Genomic DNA, 11010 nt, shown 5'->3' with positions numbered 1-11010 from the left:
TCGGGTGGCGGACATCGGGAGTTTCCGTCACTCGCGCCCGTACCAGCTCCGGAATCCCGCACGGCGGGCTCTCGGTGCGCCGGGTATCGGCCGTCCGTGACCCAGTCCCGGGCCAGGCCCTAGGCGCGGCCCTGTTCGGCGCGCCACTGCTCGTACTCGGGCCGGGCCTCGTCCGAGAGCGGGTAGTAGCGCCGCAGATCGCCGCCCTCGGCCAGCCGGATCCGGGAGAACTCCTCCCATTCCGCGTGTTCCTGGGCGTGGGCCACCAGGGCGGGAGCGAGCTTGACCGGCACCACGACCGCCCCGTCGTCGTCGGCGACGACGATGTCGCCCGGCTCGACGAGCGTGCCACCGCACGCCACCGGCACGTTGACGGCGGCCGGGACGATGCCGGTCTGGACGTGGAAGTTCGGTGTGGCGCCCCGGATCCACAGCCCGAGGCCGAGCTGCTTGGCCTCGCCGATGTCGCGCAGGCAGCCGTCGACCACCACACCGAGGCCGCCGCGGCCCTTGAAGTAGGTCAGCATCATCTCGCCGAACACGCCGCTGCCCATGTCTCCGCGCGCGTCGACGACGATCATGTCGCCGGGCCGGGCGTGGTACATGACGTGCCGGTGCAGCTGCTTCTCCGGTTCTTCGTACTCGTCGACGGGGTAGAGGTCTTCCCGCTTCGGCAGGAACTGCAGCGTCAGCGCCGGTCCGGCCACGCGCACGCCGGGGGTCACCGAGACCGGGCCGCTGATGAACGCGCTGCGGATGCCCATGCGGCTCAGCTCGCCGCTGGCCGTCGCGCTGCCGATGGCCGCGAGGGCCGCGCTGAGCTCGGCGGGCGGGCGAACGATGTCGTGCGTCTCGACCACGTCGGTGGCTCCCTCGGATCCGCGCTGACCTTGACTGCCCATGAATCTCTCGATTCGAGCCTAGTCCGGCGGACCTGCTTCCGCGACGTCCTGCCCTCAGCGCGCGGCGAGCACCCGGCGCACCTCGTCCGCGCCCGGCACCACGGGGGAGTGCAGCGATCCGACGTCGTCGATCTCGATCTCGACCACGTCTCCCGCCCGCAGCCCCTGGTCGAGTCCCAGCACGACGGACGTGCCCGTCGAGAGCACGGCGCCGTCGGGGAAGTCGTTGTCCCGCCACAGGTATTCGACCAGCTCGGCCGGTGTGCGGTTGAGCTGTGCGGTATTGGCCTCGCCGGCGAACACTTCGTGGCCGTCGCGCAGGATGCGCATGCGGATCCCGAGCGACAGCGGGTCCGGCACCTCCCACGCCGGCCGCACCCGCGCCGACACCGCGCACGACCCGGTGTAGATCTTGGCCTGCGGGAGGTACAACGGGTTCTCGCCTTCGATGCTGCGGGAGCTGACGTCGTCGACCACGAGGTACCCGGCGACCTCCCCGGCACCGGTCAGCAGCAGCCCGAGTTCCGGCTCCGGCACGTTGTTGCCGGAATCGGCGCGGACCGCGATGGGCTCGCCGTCGGTGACCACGCGCCACGCGGGCGACTTGAAGAACAACTCGGGCCGCTGCGCGCGGTACACCCGCGCGTAGACGTCCTCGTCGGCGCTCTCCTCGCGGCGGGCCTCTTCGGACCGCAGGTAGGTCACTCCGGCGGCCCACACCTCCATCCGCCCGTCCAGCGGCGGCAGCAGCCGTGTTCCGGCGGTGGGCACGGGCTCCCCGGCGGCCTCGGCCAGCTCGCGGATCTCCGCCACGGGGCGGCGCAGCAGCTCGCTCATCGACGCCACCGCGAGCGGCCGCAGCTGCTCACCGGTGAGCAGGCCGACTCGGATGTCGCCGGTTCCGTCGGCGAATCGCACCAGGTGGCTCATGCCGGACCTCCTCGTTCACTGGCGAACCTACGGAGGGCGGAGCGCGGCGGTCAACAAGTGCCGAACAGCCGGGAACCGCGGCGGCGGCAGGGTGAATGCCACCACCGCTCAGGCGGACGACGGGCGGCCGTAGTGGATGTCGGGTCCGTCGATATCCGACGGCTGAGTTCTTGACGGCCGGAATCTCGCCTTGTAGGTTCCGGAAGTCGACCTTAAGCGCCGATATTCGGACTTCGGCACCGACACCTCGGATCAGTACGAGCTGGAGATCGATATGACGACGGACATCGAGGCGCCGACCATGGACGTGTTCGAGGCGATGGGCTCGGCCATGACCATGCGCTGGCTGACCGGGGAGCCGGTGCCGGACGAGGTGGTCCGGAAGCTGATCTGGGCCGGTACCAGGGCGTCGACTCCGGAGAACTCCCAGCTCTGGGACTTCGTCGTGGTCACGTCACCGGAACAGCGCACGCGCCTGCACGAGACCATCTTTCCCGACAGCTCGGCGCTCGATGGCGTCAAGGCGCGGACGGCGAGTGTCACCGACCCGGTGAAGCGCCGCATGTACGACGGTGGATCACACCTGCTGACCACCCTTCGAGACGCTCCGGTGCTCATCTTCATCTGCGCGTCGTCGTGGGTTCCCGGCGACCCGAAGGAGGATCGCTACCAGTTCGCCGCCATCTACGGGGCCGCGCAGAACATGCTCGTGGCCGGGCGGGCGATGGGCCTGGGGGTCGCCCCGACCGGGATACACACGCTCAACACCAGGGGCGTCCGAGCGGTGCTCGGCGTGCCGGACCACAAGATCATCGGCGTGACCATGGCGGTGGGGTGGGCGGCCCGCCCGTTCGGCCCGCTCAAGCGGAAGCCGATCGAGGACGTCCTGCACTTCGAGTCCTGGTGACCGGCGTTCACGGACCGAGAGGAACGGACATGCTCCGAACGACGAAGACGGGCAGGATGGCCGGCCGCGACGTCACGCGCGTCGGCTTCGGCGCGATGCAGCTGGCGGAGCTGCCGGGGCGCCCGGCCGTCGACCGCGAGACCGCGATCGACGTGGTGCGCACCGCCGTCGAACTGGGCGTGAACCACATCGACACCGCCGGCTTCTACGGCCCCGGCACGGCGAACGAGGTGATCCGGGAGGCGCTGACCCCCTACGGCGACGACCTCGTGCTCGTCTCGAAGGTCGGCGCCGTGCACAACGGCGAGGGCAGGGTCCTGGCGCAGCGGCCCGCACAGCTGCGCGCCCAGGTGGAGGACAACCTGCGCGGCCTCGGTGTCGACCAGGTCGGCGTGGTCAACATCCGCAGCGTCCAGCACGGCCGGACCGGCGCCTTCACCGTCCCCGACGACCAGATCGTCGATCTGGACGACCAGCTGGCCGAGCTCGTCGCGCTCCGAGACGAGGGCAAGATCGGCGCGATCGGTCTCAGCTCGGTCGACGCCGACCAGCTTCGCCGGGCGCTGCCCGCCGGGATCGTGTGCGTCCAGAACTTCTACAACCTCCTCCACCGAGCCGACCACCCGGTGCTCGAGCTCTGCCGCGAGAACGGAATCGCCTGGGTGCCGTTCTTCCCGCTCGGCTCGGCCACGCCCGGGAGCCGGAACGTCCTGGCCGAACCCGCCGTGCTCGACGTCGCCGCCCGGCTCGGTGCCACGCCCGCCCAGGTCGGGCTCGCGTGGCTGCTCGCGCACGATCCCTCGACGCTGCTCATCCCCGGCACCGCCAGTGTCGGCCACCTCCGGGAGAACGTGGCGTCGGTCCTGGTCGAACTGGACGATCCGGCGATGGCCGTCCTCGACGGTCTCGCCCCGGCGATCGCGGCCGGCTGAGGCCGCGACACCGACGAATTCGACGGTGCGGAGAAACGCTTCATCGCCAAGGTCGACGTCATGCACCGGATCTGGGCGACCGGCGAAAGGAGGTGAAGGAATATCCGGATGAGCCGTACCAGGTGCGTGGTCGCCGGCCTCGCAGGAGCCATCGACACGATCGTCAGCGGAACGATCGCGCTCGAGGCGTCCGACGGGACCCGCGAGATCCTGAAGCAGGGCGACGTCGTCGTCTTTTGTGGTTCGAACCACCGGTGGCAAGTGATTTCCGAGGAGCCGTGCACCGTGGTCGTCACGGAATCCACGCGACGCGCCGCCCGGGCGAAGAGCCCTCCGGAACGATGGAAGACGTGCGGAAGCGGATCGCCGCGCTGGCCGACGTGCGGTGCCCGTCGCGCCGAGGGGCCACCTTGCCGGCCTCGGCCCCGGCGGAACGCCGGAGGGGAGGGCGAAATGACCGAGATCCCGACCGGCCCCGACCACCGGGGCCCGAAGCCGCACGTGAGTGACGGTGTGAGGGCGCGCGGCCGGGCGATCGTGGCCGGTGCGGGCATCGTCGGGTTGAGTGCCGCGCTGTCGCTGCGCCGGGCGGGGTTCGAGGTCGCGGTCCGGGAACGGGCACCGGAGGTCAGGCAGGCCGGTGCCGGGCTCGGAATCTGGCAGCACACGATCACCGAGCTCGAACGGCTCGGGCTCGGTCCACGGCTGTCCGAAATCAAGGCCGAACCCGGTTCGAACGCTTTCTCGACCCCTCCGGTGCCGTACTGGACGCAGGCGACATGCCGTCGGCGCGGGTGGTGCACCGCCTGCGGCTCGGCGCGCTGCTCGTCTCCGCTGTCGGCGAAGAGAACATCCGCACCGGCACGGAAGTGGCCGGCTACACCGAGGACGAGACCGGCGTCCTCGTGCACTACGCCGGTGGCGACCAGGAGCGCGCGGAGTTGCTCGTCGGCGCCGACGGCCTGAACTCCCGGGTGCGCAGGAGGCTCGTTCCGGGCTCGGACAGCCACCGTTACGAAGAGGGCCATCATGTCTGGCGGGCGGTACTGCCGTTCGACGGGGATCTCGGCGACAGCTACCCGACCATCGGGCACCACCGCACCCGCGGCATGGTGACGCGGCTCGCCGACGGTTCCTGTTTCTGGGTGCTGGCCCAGTTCGGTGTCACCGGCGAGTTCACCGGAAGCCCCAAACAGGAAGCCGTTGCCAGGGTGGAGAACCTGCACGACGGGCCTTCCCGGTTCGTGCTGCGCGAGGTCGTCCTGGCCACCCCGGACGATGCGGTGATGGACAACCAGGTCGCCGTGGTACCGGAGATCCCGCACTGGAAGAGCAACCGTGTCGTGCTGGCCGGGGACGCCGCACACGCCATGTCCCCGCACATCGGATCCGGTGCCTCACTGGGCATCGAAGACGCGTACGTGCTCGGCGACCGGCTCAGCCGGGGCGACATCCCGTCGGCACTGGACAGCTACCAAACCGACCGCATCGCCCGGTACCGGCAGGTGCGCCGGCACGCCAAGGCCATGGCCACCGCACCGACCCCGGCGTCCTACGTGGAGCGCTTCTCCCGCTACCTGAACTGGCTGAACGACACCGCGGCATGACGAACGGGGCGGGAACCTCAGGCCGGCGAAGGCTCAGCCGGCTCGGCCGAGAAGCGCGGAAGGTGCTTGCCGAGGGTGTCGGCCAGCTCCTGGCCCTGGCGGACCAGGTCCTCGCGGTAGGTGATGACGGTGTTCCAGTACAGGCAGAGGGTGCCGTGGCGGGTGTCGCCGTGGCACACGGGCATGCCCAGCCAGCTGTGGAACCCTTCGGAGACGACGAGGTCGGTCGCGGACCGGAAGATCGGGTCGGTCTGGGCGTCGGCCACGAAGACGTGCTGGTTGTGCTTGACGATGTTGGGGAGGACGACCCCCTCGGCCCGACCCTTGATCAGGATCTCCTCGACGTAGCGGGACGAGAGACCGCGCCAGCGCATCGTGCCCGGCGACGGGGACGGCGCCGGATCGGCGAGCCGGGCGTCCCCGGCGGCCACGTGGACCCGGTCGGCGCCCAGCGACGCGGTGGCCACGTCGCAGGCGAGGTCGAGCAGTTCGGTCATGCTCCCGACCCGGGACGCCTGCTCGTCGAACCGCTTGACGTGGTCCGACCGGCCGGCGGTGCCGAGGGTGATCGTCTCGACGACGTGCGTCGAGACCGACTCCTCGATTCCGGGTACCTGCTCGACGTGGCGGACGTAGAACTCGAGAGCCTCGCTGTCGGATTCGAACGACGCCAGGACGATCAGCTCGTAGGCCCCGGTCGTCAGGTGGACCTCGTCCACCTGGGGCATCGACGCCAGCCGGTCCGCCACGGCGTACCGCTGGCCCGACTCGACCCGCACCAGGACGATGAGCCGCGACGGCGCCGGGAGGGCCATGGTGGCTCCGACCCGCATCCCGTCGCGCTCGATCAGCCGGCGGATCCGCTGGCGCACGGTCTTCTCCGACACACCGACCTGGGCGGCCACCTCGAGGTTGGACATGCGCCCGTTCTCGGCCAGCAGTCCGAAGATCCGCTTGTCCAGCGCGTCGAGTTCGGGCACAGGAACCTCCTTGACTCCGACACGGTAGCGTACTGGACTCCGAATATCGACCTTCAGGGCCGATATTCGGAGGTATCGCCGTCGTGATTGGCCAGCACGAAGCCGACGTCCTTGTCGCCGCGCCCCGACAGGTTGACCAGGATGTGCTCGGTGGGCGGCCTGGTCGCGGCCAGGCGGATGGCGAACGCGAGAGCGTGCGCGCTCTCGAGCGCCGGGATGATGCCTTCCGACCGGGCGATGCGGCGGAACGTGGCGACCGCTTCCTCGTCGGGAACGGTGGCGACGGACAACCGGCCGGACGCACCCAGCATGGCCATCTCGGGGCCGACACCGGGGTAGGCGAGCCCCGAGGCGATCGACCTCACCGCGGCGGGTCCGCCGTCGTCGTCCTGCAGGACGACGGACCGGGCCCCGTGCAGGGTTCCCGGACGGCCGAACGTCAGGGTGGCCGCGTGCTGACCGGGCCGGGCGCTCCTGCCGAGCGGTTCGACCGCGTGCAGGACGACCTCGGGATCGTCGAGGAACCCGGAGTACAGCCCGAGCGCGTTCGAGCCACCGGCGACGCAGGCGACCACGTGGTCGGGCAGGTTTCCGCCGGTGATCGCCAGGAACTGCGCGCGAGCCTCCTGCCCGACGACCGACTGGAAGTCCCGGACGATCATCGGGAACGGATGGGGCCCGATGGCCGAACCGATCGCGTAGAGCGCGTGGGCGTGCTGCTCGGTGTAGGCGTCCAGCGCCGAGTCGCTGGCCTCCTTCAACGTCGACTGGCCGGCGGCCACCGGAACGACCCGGGCACCCAGGAGGCGCATCAGGCCGACGTTCGCGTTCACCTTGTCGGCGTCGACCGCGCCGATGTGGACTTCGCATTCGAGCCCGAAAAGTGCGGCCGCGCCGGCGAGTGCGACGCCGTGCTGGCCGGCACCCGTTTCGGCGATCACCTTCCGCTTGCCCATTTTCTTGGCGAGGAGTGCGAACCCCACGCAGTGGTTGATCTTGTGCGCGCCGGTGTGGTTGAGGTCCTCGCGTTTGACGTGGATGGCGGCGCCACCCACCTGGTCCGAGGTGTTCTTCAGGTGGTGCACCGGTGTGGGCCGGCCCTGGAGGCCGGTGCGGACGCTGTCGAGCTCGCGCCGGAAGTCCGGCGACGACCGGAGTTCTTCGTAGGTGCCGGCGAGTTCTTCGAGTGCGGGCCCCAGGAGCGGAGGCCAGTGGTTGCCGCCGAACTCTCCGTAGTAACCGTGGGCATCGGGAAAACGGCCGGCGTGACTGCTTGTGCTGCGCGGCATCGTGACCACCTTTCGGGCAGGTCGACGGTAAGGCGCGGCCGGTCCCGGAATCTTGAACAGGATGTGCGCCGCGGCCCCTACCGCGGAGGCTGCCGCACGCCGCGTGACAGCACACCCGGCGGCACGCCGAACACCTTCTTGAACTCGCGGGTGAGGTGCGGCTGATCGGCGAAGTCCGCCATCTGCGCGACGTCGTTCAGCTCGAACCCGGCGCAGATGAGTTCCCGGGCCCGGGCGACGCGGACCTGGCGGGCGTAGGTCTGCGGGGGAATGCCGATCGTCTTCCGGAAGGAGCGGGCGAGGTGGCTCGGGTTGACGCCGATCTCGCGGGCCAGGTCGTCCGTGCGGGTCGAGTGCGGGCCGTCCCGCCGGATGAGCCGGCACGCCGTGCGCGCTATCGACATCGGCGTCGACCGCGGGGACTCGACCGAGAAACGGCATTCCCGCAGCACCTGCCGGAGGGATTCCTCGATCCGGGCGCTGTCCCCGCCGATCGGCGCGGACAGTGCATCCACCAGCTCACGGGTCGTCCGGTTCCGCGCCAGCACCTCGGTGCGCAGGGTCCGGATCTCGCCCGGCCGGGTCGCGGCGGCGCAGTTGTCGAGGAACGCCTCCGACGGGTAGAGGACGTCGTACCGCGCGGGACCGCCCGCGCTCCGGCCCGCGTGCACCTCGAACGGGTTGAAGAAGAACACGTCTCCGGTGTGGACGGTCCGGCTCCACCGGCCGGACCGGATGTGGGCGGTTCCGTTCGTGACGACCACGACCGAGTACGTGCCGTGCAGGTGCGGGTCGAACTCCACCGCCGCCGCCCGCGCGCGGAGGAGATCCGCGTGCTGGTGGGCGAACGTCATCGAGTCGACCCGGGTCACGACGAGGACGTTAGCAAAGCACGCCGCGCGCCTCGAGGGTCACGACAGTGTCTTGCCGCGGGTCTCGGGCAGGGTGACCAGCACGATGAGGAACGTGATGACGGCGCTCGCGGCGACGTACCAGAAGAAGGCCGTTGCGCCGCCGGCCGCGGTGAGCGCGGTGAGGATGAAGGGCGCGGTCCGTCAGCCCCACCACGAACATCGTGAGCAGCCCGGGGAAGCCCGGGCCGATCAGGAACGACAGCGGGACGACGGCGAGCGCCAGCCCGCCGGCTCCGGCCAGCAGCACCGGTCGTCGTCCGATGTGGTCGGAGAGCTTGCCCATCGGGTACTGCAGGGCCGCGTACCCGCCTGTGGCGATCGAGAGGGCCAGGAACACGGTCGGCGCCTCGGCGCCGCGGCCCTTCGTCGCGAACGGGGTGACGGCGGCGAAGAAGGTGTAGAAGGCGAGGGAGGCCAGCATGCCGATCCCGGCGATCTGGAGCACGCTCATGGGGTGGCGCCGGAGGGTTGTCAGCAGCGGGTGCCGGATCCGGGCGGCGACGGTTCCGCGCGCCTCGAACAGCTCGGTCTCGGCGAGGCTCGTGCGCAGCAGGAGGCCGAGCACCCCGAGCACACCGCCGACGACGAACGGGATCCGCCAGGCCCAGGCCTGCATCACCGCGCCACCCAGGGATCCGGTGAGGAAGAAGCCGCTCAGGGAAGCGAGCAGGACCGCCGAGGCGGTGGACATCTGGAAGAACGAGCTGTAGCGGCCGCGGAAGTCCGGCGGAGCGATCTCGGCGAGGTAGGCGTTGGAGTTCGCGGTCTCACCGCCGACCGAGAGCCCCTGGCCGATCCGGACGAGGACCAGGAGGGCGGGCGCGAGCCAGCCGATCTCGGCGTAGGTGGGCAGCACGCCGATCAGCAGCGTCCCGCCACCCATGAGCACGATGGTGAGCAGCATCGCCGGCCGGCGGCCCCGGACGTCCGCGAAGCGCCCGAGCAGCAGTCCGCCGAGCGGGCGGAAGAAGAAGGCCAGCGCGTAGGTGGCGGCGACGTTGAGCAGCGCCAAGGTCTCGTTCTCGGTGGGGAAGAACTGGGGGGCGAAGTAGATGCTGAACAGCCCGTAGATCGTCCAGTCGTACCACTCCAGCGCGTTGCCGATGGCGGCGGCGAACAGGCGGCAGCGCGGACGTGGTAATCGACCCGGTCGGCGGGGCGGCGGCCGAATCGTCGTTGCGGGCCCTGCGCGCGGGTGGCCGCTTCTGCGTCCTCGGCTTCGCCTCGGGGGAGATCCCGCGGCTGCCGGCGAACGTCGTGCTGCTGCGCAACCGGTCGGTCATCGGCGTCGACTGGGGTGACAGGGCCCGCGAGGTGGCCGGCCCCGAGGGCACCGCGGCGCTGCTCGAGGACGTCCTGGGGCGGATCGCGCGGGCCGAGGTGCATCCGCCGAAGCCGGCCACGGCGACCCTCGACGAGGCCGGCGCGGTTCTGGGCCGCTACGCCGGCCGTGCGGTCGTCGGCAAGTACGTCCTCGTTCCCCAGCCGAACTGAGGTGCCGGGCGTTCCGCAAGATCTCGTCCGCCGGTCCACAAGAATCGGGGCGAGGACCGCGGCGCCGGAAAACTAGGCTTGGCACCGAATGCCAAGTGACGAATTCACTATGGGAGACAAGATGACGAAGACCTGGTTCATCACTGGCGCGGCGCGCGGGCTCGGCGCCGAAATCGCGAAGTCCGCGCTTGCCGCGGGCGACAACGTCGTGGCCACCGCACGGGACTCCGCTGCCGTCGAGAAGGCGTTTCCGGGTGCGGGCGACCAGCTGCTGGCCCACTCGCTGGACGTCACCGATCCCGAGGGGCCCGCGGCCGTCGTCGAGGCGGCCCTCGCACGGTTCGGGAGCATCGACGTGCTGGTCAACAACGCCGGCTACGGGCTGATCGGGATCTTCGAGGAGACGCCCGAAGAAGAGGTGCAGCGGCAGTTCGACACCAACGTCCTCGGGCTGATGCGCATCACGCGTGCCGTGCTGCCGACGATGCGGAAGCAGCGAGCGGGCCGGATCATCAACTTCAGCTCGATCGCCGGCGTCGTTCCCTTTGCGCTGTGTGTGCTGTACACCGCGTCGAAGTTCGCCGTCGCGGGCTTCAGCGCCAATCTCGCTTTGGACGTGAAGTCCCTCGGAATCAAGGTCACCAGTGTCGAGCCGGGCTATTTCCGGACCGACTTCCTGGACTCGAGTTCGGCTCAGTTCTCGGACCACGCGATCGACGACTACGCCGCGGTTCGTGACGAGACCGAATCCTTCTACAAGGCGCACAACCACCAGCAGCTCGGTGACCCGGCCAAGCTCGGTCCCGCGATCGTGGAGCTGGCGAACGCGGCGGAACCGCCGCTGCACCTGCTGCTCGGCTCGGACGCCCTCGAGAGCGCCCGGGAGGAGTACCAGGCGCGGCTCGCGGAGCTCGACGCCTGGGCGGAGCTTTCCCGCACGACCGACGGCGAGGCCGTCAGCTGACAGCCGCCGAGGCGGCGGCAAGAAAACGATGGCGAGGTGGTCCTTCGTGAAGTCGCGGCCCGCGCCGCCGGTAACGGCGCAGCCGGGGATG

General features: G+C 70.3%; 10 protein-coding genes and 2 pseudogenes. 6 read left to right on the top strand and 6 right to left on the bottom strand.

Features of this window, described 5'->3' with window-relative positions; genetic code table 11:
- Positions 1-119: 119 nt before the first annotated feature.
- The gene (locus ACIOD2_RS07105) at positions 120-860 is read right to left on the bottom strand and encodes a ribonuclease activity regulator RraA (RefSeq protein ID WP_400535237.1); all 741 of its coding nucleotides are present in this window, start codon (positions 858-860) and stop codon (positions 120-122) included.
- Between the two features lie 96 nt (positions 861-956).
- Positions 957-1832: a fumarylacetoacetate hydrolase family protein gene (locus ACIOD2_RS07100; RefSeq protein ID WP_400535235.1), complete on the bottom strand. Its 876-nt coding sequence runs from the start codon at positions 1830-1832 to the stop codon at positions 957-959.
- Positions 1833-2106: 274 nt separating this feature from the next.
- On the opposite strand from ACIOD2_RS07100, the gene ACIOD2_RS07095 reads away from it, so the two are divergent.
- From ACIOD2_RS07095 to ACIOD2_RS07080, 4 genes and pseudogenes are all read left to right on the top strand, one after another.
- Complete coding sequence (locus ACIOD2_RS07095) at positions 2107-2739, top strand: nitroreductase family protein (protein WP_400535234.1); 633 nt, start codon at positions 2107-2109, stop codon at positions 2737-2739.
- Positions 2740-2768: 29 nt separating this feature from the next.
- Positions 2769-3671 (top strand): aldo/keto reductase, encoded by a 903-nt coding sequence (locus tag ACIOD2_RS07090; protein ID WP_400535232.1) that lies wholly within the window; start codon positions 2769-2771, stop codon positions 3669-3671.
- A 108-nt stretch (positions 3672-3779) separates the two neighbouring features.
- Positions 3780-4376 (top strand): annotated as a pseudogene (locus ACIOD2_RS07085) (hypothetical protein); the annotation flags it as partial.
- A gap of 74 nt (positions 4377-4450) precedes the next feature.
- On the top strand, positions 4451-5278 hold the full coding sequence (locus ACIOD2_RS07080) for an FAD-dependent monooxygenase (protein ID WP_400535231.1): 828 nt from the start codon (positions 4451-4453) through the stop codon (positions 5276-5278).
- 17 nt (positions 5279-5295) lie between these two features.
- Here ACIOD2_RS07080 and ACIOD2_RS07075 read toward each other — a convergent pair whose 3' ends face one another.
- The 4 genes and pseudogenes from ACIOD2_RS07075 to ACIOD2_RS07060 all read right to left on the bottom strand — a co-directional run bounded on the left by ACIOD2_RS07075 (position 5296) and on the right by ACIOD2_RS07060 (position 9632).
- On the bottom strand, positions 5296-6258 hold the full coding sequence (locus tag ACIOD2_RS07075; protein ID WP_400535229.1) for an AsnC family transcriptional regulator: 963 nt from the start codon (positions 6256-6258) through the stop codon (positions 5296-5298).
- A 53-nt stretch (positions 6259-6311) separates the two neighbouring features.
- Positions 6312-7547 (bottom strand): tryptophan synthase subunit beta, encoded by a 1236-nt coding sequence (gene trpB, locus ACIOD2_RS07070; RefSeq protein WP_400535228.1) that lies wholly within the window; start codon positions 7545-7547, stop codon positions 6312-6314.
- Between the two features lie 77 nt (positions 7548-7624).
- Positions 7625-8419 carry an AraC family transcriptional regulator gene (locus ACIOD2_RS07065; RefSeq protein ID WP_400535227.1) on the bottom strand — a complete coding sequence of 265 codons (795 nt, stop codon included), beginning with the start codon at positions 8417-8419 and terminating at the stop codon, positions 7625-7627.
- Positions 8420-8458: 39 nt separating this feature from the next.
- Positions 8459-9632: pseudogene (locus ACIOD2_RS07060) on the bottom strand (MFS transporter).
- Between ACIOD2_RS07060 and ACIOD2_RS07055 the strand changes: the two are divergent.
- Together ACIOD2_RS07055 and ACIOD2_RS07050 are read left to right on the top strand one after the other, a co-directional pair.
- Entirely contained in the window at positions 9596-9955 is a 360-nt protein-coding gene (locus ACIOD2_RS07055; protein WP_400535226.1) for a zinc-binding dehydrogenase, read from the top strand. The pseudogene ACIOD2_RS07060 and the gene ACIOD2_RS07055 sit on opposite strands and share 37 nt — an antisense overlap.
- Positions 9956-10076: 121 nt before the next feature.
- Positions 10077-10919, top strand: a complete 843-nt coding sequence (locus tag ACIOD2_RS07050; protein WP_400535225.1) for an oxidoreductase — start codon at positions 10077-10079, stop codon at positions 10917-10919.
- Positions 10920-11010 lie beyond the last annotated feature (91 nt).

The sequence above is a fragment of the Amycolatopsis sp. NPDC088138 genome (genome assembly GCF_044741685.1).
In the GTDB taxonomy this organism is placed as follows: Bacteria; Actinomycetota; Actinomycetes; order Mycobacteriales; family Pseudonocardiaceae; genus Amycolatopsis.
Note: the sequence above shows the minus strand (reverse complement) of the source record. Positions and strands in the feature narration are given on the sequence as shown.

Excerpts from the sequence above, each read along its gene's own strand:
- ACIOD2_RS07100 (WP_400535235.1), bottom strand. The coding sequence starts at position 1,832 with ATGAGCCACCTGGTGCGATTCGCCGACGGAACCGGCGACATCCGAGTC.
- ACIOD2_RS07095 (WP_400535234.1), top strand. The coding sequence starts at position 2,107 with ATGACGACGGACATCGAGGCGCCGACCATGGACGTGTTCGAGGCGATG.
- trpB (WP_400535228.1), bottom strand. The coding sequence starts at position 7,547 with ATGCCGCGCAGCACAAGCAGTCACGCCGGCCGTTTTCCCGATGCCCAC.
- ACIOD2_RS07050 (WP_400535225.1), top strand. The coding sequence starts at position 10,077 with ATGACGAAGACCTGGTTCATCACTGGCGCGGCGCGCGGGCTCGGCGCC.
- ACIOD2_RS07090 (WP_400535232.1), top strand. The coding sequence starts at position 2,769 with ATGCTCCGAACGACGAAGACGGGCAGGATGGCCGGCCGCGACGTCACG.
- ACIOD2_RS07080 (WP_400535231.1), top strand. The coding sequence starts at position 4,451 with ATGCCGTCGGCGCGGGTGGTGCACCGCCTGCGGCTCGGCGCGCTGCTC.